This is a genomic window from Nonomuraea endophytica (genome assembly GCF_014203235.1).
Taxonomy (GTDB): domain Bacteria; phylum Actinomycetota; class Actinomycetes; order Streptosporangiales; family Streptosporangiaceae; genus Nonomuraea; species Nonomuraea endophytica.
This window is the reverse complement of the sequence record NZ_JACHIN010000004.1, coordinates 307,640-328,653: the sequence shown is the minus strand read 5'-3', so window position 1 is coordinate 328,653 and position 21,014 is coordinate 307,640. Positions and strand designations below refer to the sequence as shown.

20 protein-coding genes are annotated in these 21,014 nt (G+C 68.3%); 15 read left to right on the top strand and 5 right to left on the bottom strand.

Annotated elements, in window-relative coordinates; genetic code table 11:
• Window positions 1-70 precede the first annotated feature (70 nt).
• Complete coding sequence (locus tag HNR40_RS17130) at window positions 71-1,066, top strand: LysR family transcriptional regulator (RefSeq protein WP_184962307.1); 996 nt, start codon at window positions 71-73, stop codon at window positions 1,064-1,066.
• Here the strand turns inward: HNR40_RS17130 and HNR40_RS17125 are convergent.
• The gene (locus tag HNR40_RS17125; RefSeq protein ID WP_246509164.1) at window positions 1,063-1,914 is read right to left on the bottom strand and encodes an aldo/keto reductase; all 852 of its coding nucleotides are present in this window, start codon (window positions 1,912-1,914) and stop codon (window positions 1,063-1,065) included. The two genes, HNR40_RS17130 and HNR40_RS17125, sit on opposite strands and share 4 nt — an antisense overlap.
• 167 nt (window positions 1,915-2,081) lie before the next feature.
• On the opposite strand from HNR40_RS17125, the gene HNR40_RS17120 reads away from it, so the two are divergent.
• The 9 genes from HNR40_RS17120 (at window position 2,082) to HNR40_RS17080 (ending at window position 11,810) form a co-directional block, all read left to right on the top strand.
• Complete coding sequence (locus tag HNR40_RS17120; RefSeq protein ID WP_184962303.1) at window positions 2,082-3,062, top strand: ArsR/SmtB family transcription factor; 981 nt, start codon at window positions 2,082-2,084, stop codon at window positions 3,060-3,062.
• Between the two features lie 467 nt (window positions 3,063-3,529).
• Complete coding sequence (locus tag HNR40_RS17115; protein ID WP_184962300.1) at window positions 3,530-4,585, top strand: N-acetylneuraminate synthase family protein; 1,056 nt, start codon at window positions 3,530-3,532, stop codon at window positions 4,583-4,585.
• A gap of 2 nt (window positions 4,586-4,587) precedes the next feature.
• On the top strand, window positions 4,588-5,400 hold the full coding sequence (locus HNR40_RS17110; protein ID WP_221340476.1) for an SDR family oxidoreductase: 813 nt from the start codon (window positions 4,588-4,590) through the stop codon (window positions 5,398-5,400).
• Window positions 5,378-7,270 (top strand): thiamine pyrophosphate-binding protein, encoded by a 1,893-nt coding sequence (locus HNR40_RS17105; protein WP_184962299.1) that lies wholly within the window; start codon window positions 5,378-5,380, stop codon window positions 7,268-7,270. Before HNR40_RS17110 ends, HNR40_RS17105 begins: the two co-directional genes overlap by 23 nt.
• A gap of 28 nt (window positions 7,271-7,298) precedes the next feature.
• Complete coding sequence (locus HNR40_RS17100) at window positions 7,299-7,973, top strand: RraA family protein (protein WP_184962297.1); 675 nt, start codon at window positions 7,299-7,301, stop codon at window positions 7,971-7,973.
• A 15-nt stretch (window positions 7,974-7,988) separates the two neighbouring features.
• Window positions 7,989-8,861 (top strand): dTDP-4-dehydrorhamnose reductase, encoded by an 873-nt coding sequence (gene rfbD, locus HNR40_RS17095; protein WP_184962295.1) that lies wholly within the window; start codon window positions 7,989-7,991, stop codon window positions 8,859-8,861.
• Window positions 8,858-10,174, top strand: a complete 1,317-nt coding sequence (locus HNR40_RS17090; RefSeq protein WP_184962293.1) for a D-arabinono-1,4-lactone oxidase — start codon at window positions 8,858-8,860, stop codon at window positions 10,172-10,174. The genes rfbD and HNR40_RS17090 overlap by 4 nt, the downstream gene beginning before the upstream one ends.
• On the top strand, window positions 10,174-10,830 hold the full coding sequence (locus HNR40_RS17085) for an HAD family hydrolase (protein WP_184962978.1): 657 nt from the start codon (window positions 10,174-10,176) through the stop codon (window positions 10,828-10,830). Before HNR40_RS17090 ends, HNR40_RS17085 begins: the two co-directional genes overlap by 1 nt.
• Complete coding sequence (locus HNR40_RS17080) at window positions 10,827-11,810, top strand: branched-chain amino acid transaminase (RefSeq protein ID WP_184962291.1); 984 nt, start codon at window positions 10,827-10,829, stop codon at window positions 11,808-11,810. Before HNR40_RS17085 ends, HNR40_RS17080 begins: the two co-directional genes overlap by 4 nt.
• Window positions 11,811-11,842: 32 nt before the next feature.
• On the opposite strand, the gene HNR40_RS17075 is transcribed toward HNR40_RS17080, so the two are convergent.
• Window positions 11,843-12,949: an FAD-dependent oxidoreductase gene (locus HNR40_RS17075; RefSeq protein WP_184962289.1), complete on the bottom strand. Its 1,107-nt coding sequence runs from the start codon at window positions 12,947-12,949 to the stop codon at window positions 11,843-11,845.
• Between the two features lie 12 nt (window positions 12,950-12,961).
• Entirely contained in the window at window positions 12,962-14,281 is a 1,320-nt protein-coding gene (locus tag HNR40_RS17070) for a hypothetical protein (RefSeq protein WP_221340474.1), read from the bottom strand.
• Between the two features lie 300 nt (window positions 14,282-14,581).
• Between HNR40_RS17070 and panD the strand changes: the two genes are divergently transcribed.
• Window positions 14,582-14,944, top strand: coding sequence for an aspartate 1-decarboxylase (panD, locus tag HNR40_RS17065; protein WP_184962285.1), 363 nt, complete (start codon window positions 14,582-14,584; stop codon window positions 14,942-14,944).
• A 350-nt stretch (window positions 14,945-15,294) separates the two neighbouring features.
• A complete protein-coding gene (locus HNR40_RS56330) occupies window positions 15,295-15,417 on the top strand; it encodes a hypothetical protein (RefSeq protein ID WP_281395360.1) in 123 nt (40 codons plus the stop codon).
• Window positions 15,418-15,763: 346 nt separating this feature from the next.
• Here HNR40_RS56330 and HNR40_RS17060 read toward each other — a convergent pair whose 3' ends face one another.
• Window positions 15,764-16,951 (bottom strand): tyrosine-type recombinase/integrase, encoded by a 1,188-nt coding sequence (locus HNR40_RS17060; RefSeq protein WP_184962283.1) that lies wholly within the window; start codon window positions 16,949-16,951, stop codon window positions 15,764-15,766.
• A gap of 1 nt (window position 16,952) precedes the next feature.
• The gene (locus HNR40_RS17055) at window positions 16,953-17,594 is read right to left on the bottom strand and encodes a hypothetical protein (RefSeq protein ID WP_184962281.1); all 642 of its coding nucleotides are present in this window, start codon (window positions 17,592-17,594) and stop codon (window positions 16,953-16,955) included.
• A gap of 157 nt (window positions 17,595-17,751) precedes the next feature.
• Between HNR40_RS17055 and HNR40_RS17050 the strand changes: the two genes are divergently transcribed.
• The 3 genes from HNR40_RS17050 (at window position 17,752) to HNR40_RS17035 (ending at window position 20,734) form a co-directional block, all read left to right on the top strand.
• Window positions 17,752-17,904, top strand: a complete 153-nt coding sequence (locus tag HNR40_RS17050) for a helix-turn-helix domain-containing protein (protein WP_312896390.1) — start codon at window positions 17,752-17,754, stop codon at window positions 17,902-17,904.
• Between the two features lie 1,737 nt (window positions 17,905-19,641).
• On the top strand, window positions 19,642-19,821 hold the full coding sequence (locus HNR40_RS17040; protein ID WP_184962275.1) for a hypothetical protein: 180 nt from the start codon (window positions 19,642-19,644) through the stop codon (window positions 19,819-19,821).
• 61 nt (window positions 19,822-19,882) lie between these two features.
• Complete coding sequence (locus tag HNR40_RS17035) at window positions 19,883-20,734, top strand: phage major capsid protein (protein WP_184962273.1); 852 nt, start codon at window positions 19,883-19,885, stop codon at window positions 20,732-20,734.
• The last annotated feature ends 280 nt before the right edge of the window (window positions 20,735-21,014 follow it).

Sequence of the window (21,014 nt, the reverse complement as noted above, 5' to 3'; positions counted from 1 at the left end):
GTCGAACGGCACAAAACCACCCGACCGGCAGGGCTGACGGAGGAGGAAGGCCCACGGTTAGGATCGGCACATGATTGAGTTGGCGTTAATGCAGACGTTGCACGCCGTAGCTCGGAGCGGCTCGATCAGCGCCGCTGGGGACGTGTTGCACATCACGACCTCGGCGGTCTCCCAGCGCCTGGCCAAGCTCGAACGCGAGGTGGGCCAGAGCATGCTGGAGCGCCACGGCAGGGGGGTCCGGCTCACCGACGCCGGACGGCTCCTGCTCGGATACGCCGAGCGCATCCTGTCCCTGGCCGACGAGGCGGAGGCCGAGCTCGACGGGTACCGGGGCGCGGTCGTGGGCAAGCTGTCGATCGCGGGCTTCCCGTCCACGGTACGGGGGCTGCTGCCCCGGGCCGTCACCATGTTGAAACGCGAGCATCCACAGCTGCGCGTGGAGCTGTCGGAGCAGGAGCAGGAAGGCTCGATGCCCCTCGTGTCCCGGGGGGACCTGGACGTCGCCGTGGTCCAGGACTGGTTCAACGTGCCGCTGGCCGTACCCGATCGGCTGGCTACGAAGCAGTTGCTGGAAGACGTCGTGGACGTGGCGCTGCCGGCCGGGCATCCGCTGGCCGAGCGCTCGGTGCTCGACCTTGAGGACCTGGCGCAGGAGGTGTGGATCACCTGGTCGCCGGGCACGGGCTGCCACGACTGGCTGCTGCACACCATGCGCGAGCGCGGGGTGGAGCCGAGGGTGGGACACACCGCCGGTGAGCACCCGACGCAGCTGGCGCTGGTGCAGGCGGGCTTCGGGGTGGCGGTCATGCCGAGGCTGGGCCGCGACCAGGTGCCCGACGGCGTGCGGATCGTTCCGGTACGCCCCCGCCTGAGCCGGCGCGTCTACGCGGTCTGGCGCCAGGAGGCCGGTCGGAGGCCCGCGGTCATGGCGGCCGTGGAGATGCTGGCCACGGCGGCCCGGCTGGTGACCCAGCCCGACCACCGGCTGATCGACGGGCCCCTGCCCGCCGGGACGCCGTCCGTCCTGCCCGGACCGCGCGCCCCGGCGGCCGCCATTGGCGCCTAGCCTCCCGCGACCTCGCGTGTGAGGTAGGCGAACTGCTCGTCGGTCAGCTCGACGTCGCCCGCCGCGACGTTCTCCTCCAGGTGGGGGATCGAGCAGGTGCCCGGGATCGGGACGATCACGGGGGAGCGGCGCAGCAGCCACGCCAGCGAGATCTGCGCGGTCGTGGCGTCGAGCTGCTTGGCGACCTGCGCCAGCGCGCCCCCGGCGCTGGCGTGGCCGCCCCTGGCCAGCGGCAACCACGGGATGAACGCGATGTTCTCCCGCTCGCAGTAGTCGATGACGTCGTCATAGCGGCGGTTGGTGATGTTGTAGAGGTTCTGCACGCTGACCACGTCGATCTGCTTGCGCGCCTGCTCGATCTGCGCGACCGAGACCTCCGACAGGCCGATGTGGCGGATCTTGCCCTCGTCCTGGAGCTGCTTGAGCGCCCCGAACTGCTCCTCCGCCGGGACCTTCGGGTCGATGCGGTGGAGCTGGTAGAGGTCGATGCGCTCGACACCCAGGCGGCGCAGGCTCAGGTGGGCCTGCTGCAACAGGTACTCGGGGCGGCCGAGCGGCACCCAGTCGTCGCTGCTGGGCCGGCTCTGGCCGGCCTTGGTGCCGATGACCAGGCCGTCGGGGTAGGGCCGGAGCGCCTGCGCGAGCTGCTCCTCGTTGGTGCCGGGGCCGTAGGCGTCGGCGGTGTCGATGAAGTTCACGCCGAGTTCGACCGCGCGTCTGGCCACGTCGAGCGCGTACCCGGGGTCGTCCGGCAGGCCCCAGTTGCCCTCGCCGGTCAGCCGCATCGCGCCGAAGCCCAGCCTTCGGATCGGAAGGTCGCCGCCCAGCGAGAAAAGGGAACTTGGCATCAGACGTTTCTCCATAAGCCGGAATCCGTTTCGGGCCCCATTATGGAGGGTCGGCGCGGAAAGAAGTAGTGAAAGATTCTGTGCCCTGGGTTGAAGCGCCGCTTAAAGCCTCGCGATCCCCCGAAATGCGTGCACAATGGATTTTCTGCGGAAATTGTGGGGGTGTCATGCTGACGCTCGGCTTCTCGGCGGACGACCTCGCCCGCACCCGCTTCGCGACCTCGCCGCTGCAGGAGGTGGTCGCCAGCATCCGGGTGCTGAAGGATCCGGCCGCCCACATCGTGCACGAGCCGTGGGTGGCCGAGACCCGGCCCCTGCTGGCGGCCTCCGGCCTCGACCTCGGCCCGCTGTCCGACCTGGTGCCCGTGCCGAGCTGGTACATCCCGGACTTCCTGACGCCGCCGCCGCTCACGCCGGCCCCCGAGTTCGCCGCCCAGCTGGAGACGCTGCGCGCCACGCCGCCCGACCAGCTCAGGACCGACCTCGGGCACATGGTCGACGCCCGCTCGCCCTGGGTGGACACCCTCCACGACGACCCGGTCCCCGGTCTGGCCAGGCTGGCCGAGGTGATCGAGGCGTACTGGGAGCTGGCGATCGCCCCGCACTGGCCGAGGCTGCGCGCGCTCCACCAGGGCGACGTCATCTACCGCGCCCGCCGCCTGGCCGACGGCGGCGCGGCCAGGCTCTTCGCCGACCTGGCCTCCATCGTGCGCTGGCAGGACGGCAGCCTGCACATCGCCCACCCGCGCTACTCGGGCACCCGTTCCCTGGACGGCCAGGGTCTGTTGCTGGTCCCCTCGGCGTTCGTCTGGCCGTCGGTCTTCTCCAGCACCATCCCGCCCTGGCAGCCCACGCTGACCTATCCGGCCCGCGGGGTCGCCTCGCTGTGGGAGCGCCGCGACCGCACCACGGCCGACGCCCTCGCGGCGGTCATCGGGCGCTCCAGGACGCTTCTGCTCATGGAGCTCGACACCCCCGCGTCGACCACCGAGCTCACCCATCGGACGGGTCTGGCCGCCAGCAGCGTCTCGGAACATCTCGCCGCCCTGCGTTCGGCGGGACTGGTGACCGCACATCGCGCGGGGCGATTCGTCATGTACGCGCGCACCACCGTGGCCGAGTCCCTTGTAATGGCACCCATCGCGTGATATCGCCGCTCCATTAATATGCCGAGAACATCGGATCACAATGTTGAAGCCCTGCTGAAGGGTGGCGTCCATCGGCGCTTTAAGGCCATCCTGACTTAATGCGATCCACCTGGCTAAATATGTCATGTGTTGACAGTCCGACGACCGGTCGTGTAACACTTGACCAGTGATTTGTGGGGCCCGCACATAGATCCGCGGCCAAATGGGCGCGGAGATGAGGCCAGGGGTGAAATCGGGGTGTGATCGATACGGCAAGGGCGGAGCCGGTTGATCGGCACAGATAAACAATCCGAAGGTGTATTCGGCGAGCCTGCTCGCCTGGGCGGAGACACTGTAGGATCTCCCATCGCATGGCGCTGACCAGCGCTGAAGCATGCTTCCTCTGGTACGAGTCGGATACGGCCAAGAGTGCGGAGCGACAAACATTCGCGCCGCACGTCGACACGTGTGCATGGTAAAGGGGAGAAATGAGTTCGCGGGAACTGGCAATAGCCGGCCGAGTGATCTCGGATGGTTCCGACGCGTATGTAATCGCGGAGATCGGGCACAACCACGAGGGCGACCTGGATAAGGCGGAAGAACTCGTCCTGAAGGCCGCCGCCGCCGGCGCGAGCGCGGCCAAACTCCAGAAGCGCGACAACACGTCCTTGTACACCAAGGCGATGTACGACGAGCCCTATACCGGCAGAAACAGCTACGGCGCCACCTACGGCGCGCACAGAGAGGCGCTCGAATTCGGGCACCACGAATACACGCACCTCGCGAAGGTGGCCGGTGAGGCGGGCATCGACTTCATCTCGACCGCCTTCGACTTCGCCAGCGTCGACTTCCTCGTCGGGATCGGCGTCCCGGCGATCAAGCTGGCCTCGGCCGACCTCACCAACACCCCGCTGCTCAGCTACGCCGCGAAGACCGGCCTGCCGCTGATCATGAGCAGCGGCGGCGCCGACATGACCGACGTGCGCCGCGCGCTCGACGTGGTGCTGCCGATCAACTCCAACGTGGCGATGCTGCAGTGCACCGCCATCTACCCCGTCTCGGCCGCCGACCTGAACCTGTCGGTCATCGGCACCTACCGGCGGGAGTTCCCGCACGTCGTGGTCGGCTTCTCCGGCCACGACCTGGGACCCGATCTCAGCTACGTCGCCTACGCGCTGGGCGCCCGGGTGGTCGAGAAGCACTTCACCCTCGACCGCACCCGGCCGGGCAGCGACCACCACTTCTCCCTGGAACCGGAGCAGCTGGGAGAGCTGGTCGCCGGGCTGCGCCGTACCCGGGAGTCGCTCGGCTTGGGGGAGAAGCGCCAGCTGCCGGCGGAGGCGCCGGCGCTGCGCAAGCTGGGCAAGAAACTGGTCGCCGCCCGCGACCTGGACACCGGCCACGTGCTGACCGAGGACGACATCGCGATCAAGTCACCCGGCGGCGACGGCATGCGGCCGTACCTGCTGGGACAGGTCGTGGGGCGCACGCTGCGCGCGCCCCTGGCCTTCGACGCCGACCTCAGCCCCGACCTCCTCGACTGAGGGTGACTGCGCTGAACATCGAACTCACCGGGGAGATCGCGGTCGTGACCGGCGTCCTGGGCCGGCTCGGCGCGGTCTGGACCGACGCGCTGCTCGGCGCGGGCGCCAAGGTGCTCGGCCTCGACATCCACGGCGAGCTGAGCGCGGAGCTGGCCGAGACCCTGAACCGCCACGGCGGCGAGCGCTTCGTGCTCGCCAAGGCCGACATCACCGACCGGCTCAGCCTGGGCGCGGCACTCGAGTTGTGCCTGGCCGAGCTGGGCCGGCCGGCCATCCTGGTCAACAACGCCGGGATCGACCAGCCGCCGTCGGCCACCACCGGGAGCTGGACGTTCGAGGACATCCCCGACGAGCGCTCGGCGGCCGTGCTGGATGTCAACCTGCACGGCACGCTGCGCGCCTGCCAGGTGTTCGGCGCCGAGCTGGCCAGGAACGGCCGGGGCTCGGTGGTCAACATCGGCTCCCTCTACGGGAGCATGGCCCCCGACCCCCGGCTGTACGAGCACCTGCCGCTCGACCCGCCCTTCCTCAAGCCGCCCGCGTACGGCATGTCGAAGGCCGGGGTGTCCGCGCTGACCAGATACCTGGCCGCGCTGTGGGGCCCGCGCGGCGTGCGGGTCAACACCCTCTCGCCCGGCGGGGTGCTCGGCGGCCAGGACCCCGAGTTCCGCAGGAAGTTCAGCGCCAAGGTGCCCCTGCAGCGGATGGCCCGCCACGAGGACCTGGCGGGGCCGCTGCTCTTCCTCGCCTCCAACCAGAGCAGTTACGTCACAGGAACGGAGTTGCAGGTCGATGGCGGCTACGTCTGCTGGTGAGACCCGCACGCTGGCCTGGGTGCCGGTGAGCGAGATCACGCGCGTGCTCGGCGGCATCGAGGACCCCTGCCGCCGGGCCCACGCCTTCGCCACCCTCACCAGGATCAACACCCTCTACATGATCATGCGCGCCGGATCCGGCCACATCGGGTCCAGCTTCAGCGCGGCCGATGTCATCAGCCGGCTCCTGCTCGAAGAGTTGCGCGAGGACGACCTGTTCTTCTCCTCCAAGGGCCACGACGCCCCCGGCCTGTACGCGGCCCTGATCGGCCTGGGCCGGCTGGATGAGGACCTCCTGCACCGGCTGCGCCGCCTCGGCGGCCTGCCGGGACACCCCGACGTCGGCACCCCGCACATGCCCTTCAACACCGGCTCGCTCGGCATGGGCATCTCCAAGGCCAAGGGCGTCGTGCTGGCCAACCGGCTGCTCGGCCGCGACCAGCGCGTCTACGTCCTGACCGGCGACGGCGAGCTCCAGGAGGGCCAGAACTGGGAGTCCCTGGCAGGCGCGGCCCGCTCCGCCATGGGCGAGCTGACCGTCATCGTCGACCACAACAAGATCCAGTCCGACACGTGGGTACGCGACGTCAGCGACCTCGGCGACCTGGAGGCCAAGTTCACCGCGTTCGGCTGGGCCGTCCTGCGCTGCGACGGCCACGACCAGGAACAGCTCGCCGCCGCCTTCGCCCGCCGCGCCGACGAGCACGCCGACCGGCCCGCCGTGATCATCGCCGACACGGTGAAGGGCGCGGGCTGCGCGCGCTTCGCCGCGACCTCAATGCGCGAGGACGAGTGGCGCTACCGCTTCCACAGCGGCGCGCCCGCGCGCGAGGACTACCTCGCCGCGCACGGCGAACTCCTCGAAGCCGCCCGCGCGATCTGCGGTCCGTTCGGCATGAGCACCGCCGACGACCGTCCCCCCGTCAAACTCCAGACACCCAAACTCCCCGACGTGTACGGCGAAGCCCTCGCCGACCTGGCAGCCCGAGACGCCCGGGTGATCGCCCTGGACGCCGACCTCGTGCTCGACACCGGCCTGATCCCGTTCTGGCGCCGCTTCCCCCTGCGCTTCGTCGAATGCGGCATCGCCGAACAGGACATGGTCTCGATCGCCGGCGGCCTGGCCTACCGGGGGCTGCTGCCGTTCGCGCACTCCTTCTCCTGCTTCCTGCACGCCCGGCCGAACGAGCAGATCTACACCAACGCCACCGAAGGCCGGAAGGTGATCTACGTCGGGTCGCTGGCCGGGCTGCTGCCCGCCGCGCCCGGCCACTCCCACCAGGCGGTCCGCGACGTGAGCGCGCTGGCCGCGATGCCCGGCCTGGTCATCCTGGAGCCGGCGAGCCCGGAGGAGACGCGGGCCGCGGTCGACTTCTGCGCGAACACGCCGCACAGCGTCTACCTCCGGCTGGTCAGCGTGCCCTGCCCGCCGGAGACCGCCACGCTGCCCGCCGCGCCGCTCGTGCCCGGCCGGGGCACCGTCGTGCGCGAGGGCGGCCGGACCGTGGCCATCGGCTCCGGGCCGATCGTCCTGGCCCAGCTGCTGCGCGCCGCCGAGGCGCTGGCCGCGACCGGCCTGGAGCTCACCGTGGTCAACCTGCCCTGGCTCAACCGCGTGGACGCCGGCTGGCTGGCCGACCTCGCGGGCCGCGCCGACCGGCTGTTCGTCGTGGAGAACCACTACACCAGGGGCGGCCAGGCCGACGTCGTGGCCAGGACGCTGCTGGAGCTCGGCCTGCCCGGACCGCCGGCCTTCCTCGGGATCGGCGTCGAGGACGTGCCCCGCTGCGGGCGCGACGACGAGGTGCTCGCCGCCCACGGGCTGAGCGCCGAGCACCTGGCCGACACCATCCGCAAACACCTTTCCTGACCCAGCGCCCCTCCCTGAAAGGACCACCGTGGAGACCATCTACAACGACGTCGAGCGGCCGCCGCGTGAGCTCGTCGACGCCTTCCGCGAGGTGTTGAAGGAGTACAGCCCGAGCTGCCTGGTGACCGACGCGCGCCGCCGTACCGGAGCCATCGGGGGACTGCTGCCGGTGCTGCCGCACCACAAGATCGTCGGGCCCGCGATCACCGTGAACCTGTCCATCGACGACCTCGTCGACTGCATGCCGGTGCTGAGCAGGGCGCAGCCGGGCGACGTGATCGTGCTCGCCTGCCACCGCTCCACCAGGACCGCGATGTGGGGCGGGCTGATGTCCACGCTCTCGCTGAAGGCGGGCGTCGCGGCCGGGATCGTGGACGGCGCCATCCGCGACGTGGACGAGATCCGCGATCTGAACTTCCCGGTCTGGTACCGGGGCACGGTGCCCAGGCCCTCGCCCACCGCCGTGCACAACCGCACCGAGCCGGTGCAGGTGAACGTGCCCGTCGTGGTGGACGGCCAGGTCATCCACCCCGGCGACATCATCGTGGCCGACGAGAACGGCATCGCCGTCGTCCCCTCCGCCGAGGCCCAGGACGTGCTGGAAGGCACCCGGGTGCAGATCGGCAAGGAGAAGACGATCCGCGACAAGATCAACTCGGGGGCGACCGTGTCCGAGCTGCTGGCCGAGTTCGGCCACCTGTAAAGGAGACGCGGGGGAATGCGGATCTACCTCACCGGAGCCGACGGCATGCTCGGCACCGCACTGCGCGCCGAGCTGGCCGCCGACCCGCTCACCGAGGGCTGGGGCGTGCGCGGCGTCTCCGTCGCCGACTTCGACATCGGCGACCCCGGCGCGGTGCGCGCCTCCGTCGAGGACTTCGCGCCCGACGTCGTCATCCACACCGCCGCGCACGCGATCGTCGACGAGTGCGAGGCCGACCCGCAGCTCGCGCTGCGCGTGAACGTGGCAGGCGTCCGCAACGTCGCGGACGCCTGCCGCAGAACCGGCAGCCGCCTGGTCTACGTCTCCAGCGACTACGTCTTCGACGGGGCCGACACCCCGGACGGCGGCTACCGCGAGACCGACACGCCCGGCCCGCTCAGCGTGTACGGGCTGAGCAAGCTGGCCGGCGAGCGCATCGCGGCCACCGTCGACGACCACCTCGTCATCCGGACCTCCTGGCTGTTCGGCGGCAGCGACGAACGCACCGACAACGTGCTCGCCATGATCCGCCAGACCGAGCGGGGCGAGCGCGTGCGCCTCATCCACGACCAGTTCAGCTGCCCCACCTACACCGTGGACCTGGCCCGAGCCATGGTGCTGCTGCTCAAGCGGGGCACCGCCGGGACGCTCCACGTGGCCAACACCGGCTCGGCCAGCTGGTTCGACGTCGCCAGGGTGGCGCTGGGGCGCGAGGGCCGCGCCGCCGAGCCGGTCGCGCTCGACGACTGCGGCTTCCTCGGCCGCCGCCCGCGCAACTCCACCCTGAGCACCGGCCGCCTGAAGCACCTCGGGATCACCATGCCGGACTGGTCCGACGCGGTCTCCCGCTACCGCACCCACCTCTCCGCAGGGAACGGGAGAACATGAGCAACAGACCCTCCTGGCGTACCTGGTCGGGCACGGCGCGCTGCGCCCCCGCCACGCTGCTCGCGCCGACCCGCGAGGACGAGATCGTCCACGCGGTGCGCCAAGCGGCCAAGATCGGCCGAACCGTGCGCCCGGTCGGCACCGGGCACTCCTTCAACCAGCTGGCCTGCACCGACGGCACGCTGCTCGACCTGACCCGCTTCCGCGGCGTCGTCGGCGTGGACCGCGACGCCGGTACCGTCACCGTGCGCGCCGGCACCTCCTTACGCCTGCTCAACGCCGCCCTCGACCGCGCCGGGCTGGCGCTCGGCAACCTCGGCACCATCGCCGAGCAGACCGTCGCCGGGGCGCTGGCCACCGGCAACCACGGCACCGGGCTGACCCACCCGCCGTTCTCCGGCCAGGTCACCCGCCTGCGCCTGGTCACCGCCGACGGCTCCGTACGCGACTGCGACACCCGCGAGGACCCCGAGCTGTTCCGGTGCGCGCGCACCTCGCTCGGCGCACTCGGCGTGATCACCGAGGTCACGCTGCGCGTGGTGCCGCGCTTCAACCTGCGCGCCGTGCTCGGCCGCGAGCCGCTCGACGCGCTCCTCGAACGCTTCGAGGAATGGGCCGGCAGCGCCGAGCACGTCTCGTTCTCCTGGCTGCCCTGGGCCGACAGCGCCGCCACCCGCGCGCTGGACCGCACCGCCGCGCCGCCCACCCCGCGCGCCGCGCGGCACCGCTACGACAGCACGCTGGCCGAGGTCCGCTGCGGCCTGTCCGGCCTGGCCGGACGGCTGCGCCCCGGCATCGTCCCCCGCCTCGGCCGCACACCGGCCACCGGCGAGCGCGTCACCTACGTCGACACCGCCCACCGGGTCTTCGCCTTCCCGCAGCCGATCAAGTTCCTGGCCATGGAGCACGCGCTGCCGCTGGAAAACGTCCCCGCCGTGATGGCCGGGCTGCGCGGCGCGCTGCGCCGCTTCGGCAGCTATTCGCCGTACTCGGTGCTCGTGCGCGTCGGCGCCCCCGACGACTCCCCGCTCAGTCCCGCGTACGGCCGGCGGACCGGCTACGTCAACCTGTGCGTGCCCAGGACCGCCGGCTACATCGAGATCCTGCGCGTCGCCGAGCCCGTGCTGCGCGACCTCGACGCCCGGCCCCACTGGGGCAAGGCGCACACCGCCACCGCCGAGATCCTGCGCCCGCGCTACCCGGAGTGGGACAGCTTCGCGCGCGTGCGCGCCGCGCTCGACCCCGACGGCGTGTTCGCCAACGACTACCTGGGCCGCGTCCTCGGCCCGGTCCACGCAGGGCAGCCCGCGTGATGGCCGTGCGCGGACTGTTCTTCGACTTCGACGGCCTGCTCTGCGACACCGAACGGGCGGCCAGGCAGTCCTGGCGCGACCTCTACGGCCGCTTCGGCCTGGCCTTCCCCGAGTCGGTGTGGGCGGCGATGACCGGACGCCCATCCGGCGCCGAGATCGCGGCCGGGCATCTCGGGCGCACGCTCGGCCGCGCGGTGACCGAGGAAGAGGTCGCCTGGCGGCTGGCCCGCAAACAGGAGCTGTCCGACGCCGAGCCGCTGCGGCCCGGCGTGCGGGCGCTGGCCGGGGAGGCCGCGCGGCGCGGCATCATGCTGGCGGTCGTCTCCGGCTCGCCGCGGAGCTGGGTGGCCGGACACCTCGGGCGGCTCGGGGCGCTCGAGTGGTTCGACCACCTGGTCACCGCCGACGGCGGCATCGCCGTCAAGCCCGCTCCCGACCTTTACCTGCTGGCCCTGCGCCGGTGCGGGCTGCGGGCCGAGGAGGTGCTGGCGCTGGAGGACTCCGAGGTGGGGGTCGCCGCCGCGCGGGCCGCCGGACTGCGCTGCGTCGCCGTGCCCAGCGCCGCCGGCCGCCACGCCGACCTCGGCGCGGCCAGCGCCGTCCTCGACACCCTCTACCAGATCTCGCTCGACGGCCTGGAGGTGGCGGCCGCATGACGCACGCACTCGAAACCCAGGCCCTGGACTCGCTGGCCGCCCGGGGCAGCGGGCACCCGGAGTGGATCTGGCGCGACGGCGCGCTGGTGCCGTGGGAGCAGGCCACCGTGCACGTCAACGCGGTCGGCCACGCCTCGGTCGCCGCTGTCTTCGAGGGCATCAAGGCCTACCTCGCCGCCGACGGGCACCGCCTGCTGGCCTTCCGGCTCGACGACCACCTGCGAAGGTTGTTCGACTCGGCGCGGCTGTGCCGGCTCGACCTGCCCGGCAGCGTGGACGACCTGCGGGAGGCCATCCTCACCCTGTTGCGCGCCAACGCCTGCCGTACCGACACCTACATCCGGCCGTGGGCCTTCCCGCGCGGCGTGATCCGCGAGCAGATGGTCCCGGCCGGCACCCGCTGCGAGATCGTCGTCGACAGCTGGCCCTTCCACAGCCACCTGCTCACGCCGCGCGGCTGCCGCGCCGCCGTCAGCTCGTGGATCCGGGTCAGCGACGCGTCCATGCCACCGCGCGCCAAGACGTTCTCCAACTACCACAACGGGCGGCTGGCGATGATGGAGGCCAGGGAGAACGGGCACGACTGGCCCATCCTGCTCAACGAACGGCACAAGGTCAGCGAAGGTCCCGGCGCCTGCGTCGCCCTCGTGCGCGACGGTACGGTGGTCACCCCGTCGCTGACCAGCGGCCTGCTGGCCGGGCTGACCAGGGACAGCGTCTGCGCGCTGACCCGCGACCTCGGGCTGGCGCTGGAGGAGCGGGAGGTCGACCGCAGCGAGCTCTACCTGGCCGACGAGCTGTTCTTCATGGGCACCGCCTGGGAGATCCTGCCGATCACCACCATCGACGGCCGCCGCGTCGGCGACGGGACGATGGGGCCGGTGACGACGAGGCTGGAGCGGGAGTACGCGGCTATCGTGCGCGGCCGCTCCGAACGCCACCCGGAGTGGCTGACCGAGATCCCGCTTGACCCGGGCTGAGGGGGCCCGGACCGCCGAGCCCCCTCGCCCGTTCAGATCGTGAAGGACTTCACCATGTCCACCGTCTCCCGCGCGCACCCCCACGAGAAGCTGAACCCGGCGCCGCCGTGCGCGTAGTTGTGCACGATCCGGGTCCCCGGCTCGCTCTCCAGGCAGACGTTCTGCTTGCGGAAGGGGCGCAGGCCCGCGCGTACCGGCTCGACCGGGTCGATCTCCGCCTTGCCGATCGCCGGCATGAACTGCACGCACCGGTTGTACATGTCGCGTACCGGCTGGTGGTTGTCGAGGTTGATGTCGGTGCTCCACTGGTCGGGCTCGGCGAGGCCGCCCAGCACGACGAGGTTCTCGCCGCGGGGCACGATGAACACGATGTCCTGCTCGTCCCCGTTGCGCTCGTCGTGCGAGACGCAGTGCGCCTCCTCGATCTTCGGGATCCTGGTGCCGTCGTTGAGCACCCGCACCAGCGCGCCGCGCAGCGGGTACATGGGCACCCCGTGCAGCTCCGCCGCGCCCAGGCCGGTGCAGTTGACGATCGCGTCCACGCCGTACGCCTGGTGCAGCTCGCGCTCCTGCTCACGCAGCAGGCCGGAGACCCGCGCCCGCACGACCTTGACCCCGGCCTCCTCCGCCTGCCGCAGCAGCCAGCCGGTGTAGGTGTCGGTGTCGATCATGGGGGCGAGGTGCCGGTAGGCGTCCATGATCCCGTACGTCGGGTTCACGCCGTTGGCCGAGGCGAGACCGGGGTCACGCTCGAACCCGCGCACCCTGACCGCCAGCTCGTTCATCTTGTTCTGGTCATGGACGTGCTGCTCGACGCGGTGGGTGAAGTAGAAGTTCGAGACCCGCATGAACACGCCCGTCGACGGGTCGGCTGCCAGGCCGTCGAAGATCTCGTACGACTCCATGCACCACCCCTTCGAGCGCGACAGCGAGATCTGGTCATGGTGGTAGCCGCACACCGCCGGCGGCCACTCCCACAACGCGCCCGCCACCACGGACACACACTGCGAAGCGTCCTTCTCGGCGGCGACGACGACCTCGAACCCGGCTCGCGACAACGACAAGGCCGTGGTCAGGCCGCTCACTCCGGCGCCGATCACAAGGACGCGCTCGGCCCGTTTCCTGATGATCTCGGTCATGGCTGCAACCCCTCATTCGTGCGGAAAGGTGAACACGCTGGTGGTACGCATCGGCGGCTGCGTGGACGGGCTGATGATCGGCCCCGAGCCGGCCGGGATGGCGCGGATGAACGACGAGCCCGCGTAACCGCGGTCGGTGAAGAAGAAGCTCCAGGCGGCGATCCAGTCGGCCACCTCGCCGCTGGCCGCGTCGCAGACCGGCTCGGCCTGCGGCGTCACCCGCCGCTGCACGATGTAGCCGTCGCCGGTGTGCGCCGCCACCGCCTCACGCCACTCCCGCTCGCCGACCGCCCACCCGGCGACCGCCCCGGTGCCGGCGTAGCCGACGCGCGGCTTGAGGATGAGCGAGTCGCGCTCGGCCAGCGCCCGTTCGACCACGTCCGCGCCCGACAGGGCCCGTGTCCACGGCAGCACCCGGTCGATCAGCGCGGACTCCTCGGCCGTGAACGCCTCCCGCCAGCGCGGGTCCGACAGCAGGTACATGCAGCCCTTGTTGGAGTAGAGATAACTGTCGAGCGTTGAATGGAGAACCGTCCGGCCCGATTCGTGCGCCCGCACTATCGGCTCCACGACCTCTTCTCCCGCCGGGTCGGAACATATTTCGTCGACCGAGAAATAGCGCAGGACCATGTCGACGGGAGTGCCGTCCAGAAAGAGCTTTCCGGCCTTTTCCTTGAACTGCCCCGCCTCGGCCAGCCGTACGTCCAGCCCGGCCGCGCACATTTGCTCCTGCAGCACCCGCATACGGTGCCCATAGGCGGCCAGCCCGTCCGTCCATTCGGTCATGGCCACCACCGGGCGGTCGCCTTCCGTCACCGGCGCCGCGATGTCGCGCAGCGCCGCGGCGAACTCCGCCGCCGTGTCGGAGAACCCCAGCCGGTGCTCCTCGGCGAAAGCCCGGAACTCCGGCACCTCCAGCAGCGCCCGGTTGACCGCCGCCTGGTCCAGGCCGCCGAGCGCGCTGCAGATGTTGAGCTCCAGCAGCTTGAACGCCGAGCCGTCGAAATACACGTCAGGACGCGCGTACCTGGGCGGATTGCGGGTCGCGTTCCTCGTCATGACCGCCGCGTGCCGGGGACTGACACCCAGCGTCGCGCAGTACGCGGCCAGGTCGCCGTCGAACAACCGCCACGGCAGCGACACCAGCAGATCCAGGAACGGCCGCAGATCGGCGGCGAACTCACGCAGCCGCGCCTCCCCGGCGAACCACGGCCGATCCGCCAGCCGCTGCCCGTAGGCGTTGGCGAAGGCCGGTGAGAACGGCGCCCGCCGTACCGCGTCACGCAGTCCCGAGCGCTCGTCCAGACATTGATCGATGTAATGCTTGGTCACGGAATTCGGCATGGCGGAATCCCCTTCTGAACATACGTGGGAAAACGGCGCGCCCCGTCCGGCCTGCGCCCGAAGTTCCTCCCCGATTACCCCTTGGACGCGACGTTATGGGCCCCGGCTGCGGCTGCCAATCTATTCGGGCTGAGCCGAATCGAGGGCCTTTCAGTATTCCTTAAAGATGCACCGGAGAGTTTTTCGCTGGTCGTCGGGGGTGCGGCTCGATAAACTCGGCGCGGGCGTCGGCCCTGTATCCATCGACTTTCCGACGGCTTTCCACCTACACAGACAGGGGCTCACCGCATGCTGCGCACCTTCATGAATTCCAAGATCCACCGGGCCACGGTCACCGACAGCGACCTGAACTACGTGGGCTCGCTCACGCTCTCGCCCGAACTGCTGGAGGCGGCCGGCATCGGCGTCCACGAACTGGTGCACGTCGTCAACGTCAACAACGGCGCCCGGTTCGAGACGTACACGATCCTTGGGACGCCGGGCGCCAACGAGGTCGTGGTGAACGGCGCCGCAGCCCGGCTCGTCCAGCGGGGCGACACCGTCATCATCATCACCTACGCCCAGCTGGCCGAGAACGAGATCGCCGACCACCGGCCCAACGTCATCCTGGTAGACGAGCAGAACCGCATCCTCGAACCCGCCTTGACCTGACCATCCAGGAAAACCCGGCGTCGGCCCCGCCCGCCGGCGCCGGGGACCCTATCGGCGAGCACCCCTCCCGGCGGGCACCTCTCCCGTCGGGGACACCAACAGGCGGGGACACCAACAGGCGGGGACACCAACAGGCGGGGACACCAACAGGCGGGGACACCAACCGGCGGGGACACCAACCGGCGGGGACACCAACCGGCGGGGACACCAACCGGCGGGGACGCCAACCGGCGGGGACGCCAACCGGCGGGGACGCCAACCGGCGGGGACGCCAACCGGCGGGGACGCCAACCGGCGGGGACATCTACCGTCGGGGACCCCTCCCGGGGCGGGCGGGACATCCTGTCTGGGTGACGAAGACGACGCTCACGGGGATCGCCCTGAAGTCGGCGAAGTCCCTGGGCCAGGCGGGACAACGCGTCGGCTTCAAGGACTGCGCCAGAACCGGGAACTGGGAACGCATCGCCTCCTGACCAGACCTCGGACGCCTGATGATCGTTTCAGGACACGCCAACCGGACGCGCAGGCCGCGTGCACGATCGGACGCTGGAAGGCGACGAGGATCCTGGATCAGGCAACTGTCCGGCCGCTTGGCTGGGCGCGGAGAGTGTGGCGCAGGTGGTCATCGCCGGGCGGCCGCAGCCAGCGAGATGGTTCGGCTGGAGGGATGGCCTTCAGCTCGGCCTGGGGAGACAGCCTCGCCCTCGCGCGGAGAGCTCGGCGGTGCTGGTGGACGATACTGGGATGGTCGTTTGGGGTGCAAAACCCCCTGTTTTCTAGGGTCTGCAGGGTTGTGGGTCAGCACAACGTCAGCACCCCTCACGCCGCCTGAGCTGTTGGGGTGGCCTCCCGGTAGGCGGCGTCTAGGACCTTGGCGGCCTTGGCGTACTCGTCGGGTAGTAGGTGGGCGTAGGTCTTGTAGGTCTCGTTGATGTCCTTGTGGCCGAGCCAGCGGGCCACGGCGTCGATGCGGACTCCGTCGGCCAGGGCGCGCGAGGCGAAGGTGTGGCGTAGGTCGTGGGGGGTGAAGCGGGTCTTGATACCAGCCTTCTTCACGGCGTCGGTGAAGCGTGTACGGAAGGTGTCGTCCACCACGAACCTGGACTTCTCCCCGGCGAACAAGTAGCCGCCTGAGTGGGTGGTGTGGGTGGCAATGTGATCGGTCAGGATGTCGCGCAGGTAGGCCGGGAGGGGCATGTACCGGCTCTCACCCTCCTCGCGGTGCTTTAGAGGAGTTAAGCCGTCGCGGCGGTCGTACTGCTCGTGGATGCGAAGTCGGTCGGTGCGGATGCAATCGCGATGGAAGGCGAGAGCTTCGTCTATGCGGAGCCCTGCCCCGGCCATCAGCCAGACGATGGGTCGCCACTGCTCGGGCATCGCATCGGCAATCGCCTTGACCTGGGTCCAGGTGGGGACGTTGAGTTCCTTGCGGGGTGGGGCCTTGGGGGTGGCGATGTCCTGGAACGGCGATTCGGCCATCAGGCGCTTGGTGACGGCGTGGGCGAAGATCCGCCGCAGGACGGAGATGACGCCGCGTTGCACCGATACCGAACGCTCGGCCTTGATCTGCTGCACCAGGGCTTGGAGTTCATCGGTGCGGATGCTGTTGATACGCCGGTCGCCCAGGATCGGATAGATCTGGTTGGCGAGGTAGCCCCGGTAGGTGCGGAACGTGCCGGGCTTGCCACTGAAGCGCTGCACCCATTCATCGGCGAACGTGCGGAAGAGGACGGCACCGGCTTTGGGGTCAGCGGTGACCTTGAGGTGGGTCACCTTGGCGGACTCCACCCGCCGGGCGTACTCTTCGGCGTCTTTCTTCATCTCGTGCGGGTAGGACGCCTCGGTCTGCTTGGTGCCGCGTCCTCCAGGCCGATAGCGGAGGACCCATGAGTGGCCGCACCGGGCCCACACCTTCTCAGCCGTTTTGCGGTCGTCGGCTTTGCGGAGGTTGAGCGTGCGCCCGGTCTTGGTCTCCGCGCACTCACACTTCTTGATTAAAGATGCCAATTTAGTTCCTTTCGTCAGTGTCGTTGGTGGGGTTGAGCAGGGCTACGGCCTTGTCGGTGAGTTCACCACCGGGTTTCCCTGCTCCGTAGGTGATGAGGAGCCCTAGTTGGCGGGCGCGGCGCAGGCGGGCGCTCATGGTTTCGCGGTTGATGCCTGCGGCTTCGGCCATCGCCTGGAGGGGGCGGCGTTCGCCCATGTGGGTGAGCTGCACGTAGGCCATGGCGGTCACGGCGTAGTCGTACTCGTTGGTGACGTGCGCGGGGATCGGCGGTGGGAGTAGTTCTGGGTAGAAGCGCTCACGGATGCGGTCGCCCCACTCGGTGATGACGCGGCGGGCTTCGCCCAGGGGGACGGAGCGCAGGACTTGCAACGTGATGCCGTCACTGTCGAGGGCGCGTTCCGCCGACTCGGTGTCGAAGGGCGTGATGTCGAGGGCCACGCTGAGGGGGCCGTTGGTGATCCAGCGGGGTTGCGCCGTGAAGGTGACGTCTATGCCGTCGATGACGTACCGGCCGCGCAGCTCGGTAGGGATGCCGTCGGGGGTATCGGCCCACAGGCTCCAGCCGTCAGGGAGGGTCCAGCCGTACTGTGCGGGGTCGAGTTCGTAGGGTCCGCCCCTGTGGGGCGAGTCAGTCGGCATCATGTGATCACGATAACACCTTAACCAGGTGTAAACCTAGTGCCTCGTGACATAGAATCTGGTCTAGCCGGTCAACGACCGTGCGATGACGCCGAAGGCAGGAAGCAACGGAGGAAGGAGCGATCGTTTGAGTAGTGGAGGCAGCAACAGGCTTTTGAGCGTGGAAGAGGTGGCCGCCCTCTTGGGCGTGCCGAAGAGCACCGTTTACAGCAAGTGGCGGGCCTGGGGCCTGAAGGGCATCAGGGTCGGGCGCAACGTGAAGTTCCGCGAACGCGACGTAGAGGCCTGGCTGGAGCGCCAGACCATCAATTGACCAGCAACGACATCTGAGGAGATTTGATCATGAATATGGCTTACCCCGAACGACAGTTCGGCATGGTGGTTCAGCGCTACGCCGGGAGCGTGGCCCGGCAGGGGCACACCCTCTCCCTTGACGCTCGACTTCTGTTGACGGCCATGGCTCGCGCCAACAACACCGGGCACGCGATCTTTAACAAGGGGGAGCTAAGGGAGATCCTCTCCAAGCGACTGGACGGGCGCCTGAAGCCCGCTTCGCGCTCTACCGTCTACGCCACCTTGAAGAAGCTAAGGGACGCGGGCCTGGTGCTGCCTGGGGGTGGGGAGACGTGCGTGTGGCTGCCTCGGGACCTGTGGGAGAGGAAGTTGGACCGGGGAGGAATGTGCCCGGCACACCACACCTGGGAATCACAGCGCATCGGCTGGGACGAACGAGCCGCCTGAGTCCGGCAACACCGTGACCGTAGTCCTATGGATGTGGATTGAGCGGTCCGCCGGACCTGGATTGGACTACCCCTTTGACCTGCGGTGATACGCCGCCCTCTCTATATCTCTTTATCTCGACGGAGGAGAAAGGGGTTACGGACAATAGGTAAGGCCAGCCCCCTGGGGCTGGCTCTATCTGAACTTGTCTATCAAGGGGGGCCGGAGGCCCCTATGACTACTACTGATACAAGGCAGCCCTCGGGCTGCTCTATCGATTCTTGTTACGCATGAGCAGCCATCGGCTGCCATAGATTGATCCATCGTTGCGGCCTCCCGGAGGCCTTTGACGCAAACCATGTCACCGCCGTTCCTCGGCGGAGGCTGAGAGTCATTCAACCTCCGTTGCATCCATCGGGCGTGTCACGCCCGTAAGACCACCAAGGATCGCGCCCGTAGGCGTTGACGAGACTTCTTGTGTTTCGTCTTTCCACTTCCCGGCCCTCCACTGGGGCCGGAGGTATCTTCTTGATCTTTTGTCAGATCCATCCTTCGACACAACAGCCGGCGACCTGAGCGCCGGAGCAAGGGAGAGACCATCGACTCCAGCGACATCACGCAGCGTGCCCGGCAGGGGCACGCCCAACACCCCGGCAGGACTGGTCAGAGGCATCTAGGCCGCCACAACGGCAATACAGGGTTACCGGCGCATCCAGTGGTGCGCCTGCGATGCGGGCTTGCCTCCTGTGGGAGGACGTTCGACTATCCAAAGGGCCGGGGCCGCTACCCCGGCTTTTGCTCCAAGACTCACCAGGCGGCCCACCGGGTGGCGTACCTGGCCAACCGGCAACGCACCTATGCGCGGTGCGCGCACTGTCATCTGGTCAAAGAGCTGACGTGGGCTGAGAACCGGTATTGCTCGGGCCGCTGTTTCGCCCTCGCCGCACTGGTCGCCGCTGGGCGTCCTGAGAACGCCGCTGAAGCCCGCGTAGCGGAAGTGGCATCCAGACATCCGAAGTTGTTCACCAAACGCTCTCCGGCCCTTTCAGGGCCGTCCTGGAATGAATGGGGATTAACGTATCGGAGTCGGCATCTCCTGGACGTGTGGGAGTTCACCTCCGGCGGCTACCGCGTCACCAGTCAGGAAACCTATCTCGGCGGCCATCTGGGGCCGGATGAGGGCCGTACCTGCGAGGAAACCCACACTCGGGATCTGGGCCGCCATGAGTGGTTCACAACCCATCCGCGATGGTGGGCCGACCTAGCGTCGGCACAGTAATTACGAGTGGAGGGAACACGCCGTTCTTTCTTTCGTCGAAAGGAGCACCATATGACCTACGTTATCACCACCGAGGCCGACCTTGAGAACTGGAACCTGGAGGACCTGGAAACGTTTCTCAAGGCTGACGCCTTCAACGCCGAGTGTCAGCCGCGTTTTGAGCCGATCATCAACCCGGCGCTGGGCCTAGAGCTGATTTACGCCCCTATCGGCTTCACCTGCGGCGGCTAGGTACACGAAGGAAGCTAATCACCCAGATCACTCATTCAGCTAATCGTAAGGAAGGTTACACATGGCAGTTTTCCCCGCTGCGGGAAATACGCCCGTAGATAGTTTCATTCCTGAGGTGTGGGCCTCGGAACTCATGGTGCCTCTTCAGGAGAACCTTGTTCTCGGGTCTGGGGTTTGCATCAACCGCGACTTCGAAGGCGAAATCAAGGGACCTGGGGATCAGGTTCACATTGACTCGCTGACCCGTCCTACCATCGTTGACTACAGCCGGAACGTCGATGTTGTTCCGCAGCTACTCGAAACCGAGGACCAGCTTCTCGCGATTGATCATGGCAAGGCTTTCGCTTTCATCCTGGACGACCTTGACCGTGTGCAGGCTGCTGGCGACATGATTATCACTGCCACGATGGAGAGCGTGCAGGCTCTTCGCGTTGCTGCTGACACCTACGTGGGCACAAAGATGCTTGCTGGTGCTTTGGCAGCAAATAAGAAGGTCTTCAAGACGACAGGCGCGACTCTCGGAGACCCCTTTATCGCCCTTGTTGATTATGGCGTAATCCTGGACAACGATGATGTTCCAGCAGCCCGGCGTTTCGCTGTTGTTCGTCCCGAGGTCAAGGCAATGATTCTTAAGCACGACAAGTTTATCGCCAGTAGTTACGGAAGTGGCGTGCCCATCCAGAACGGCGTTATTGGTTCCCTTGCCGGTTTCACGGTTGCGGTTACGCCGCACCTTCCCGCCAATGTGAATATGATTGTTGGTTCGCCTATCGCAACGACCTTTGGTGATCAGATTGTAAATGTCGAGAGCTTCCGCAGTCCGACCAAGTTTGGTTATGTCGTTCGTGGTCTCCATGTGGCGGGAGCCAGGGTGATTCGCCCCGGGGCACTTATCATCGCCTCGGAAAGCTAGAAAAATAGGAACGCGCACGGCGGGCCCCAAGCTTAATAGCTTGGGGCCTTTCTTATTTTTACTTTTATCGAGTATCGCTCGCTCAATATTGACCAGATTTGCGCACTGACCGAGGAAGCCCCACCGGCGGGGTCACGTTTCTTAGACTTTAGGGGTACCCCCCAACCCTCGGGGGCGATGACGAAAGTAAGAAGCTCGCTAGGGACTTTATCTTGTCTCTTGACAACGAAAGTCCGGCTGCTATAGCTTCCGGATCGCTCGGCTTCACCACGAAAGTACG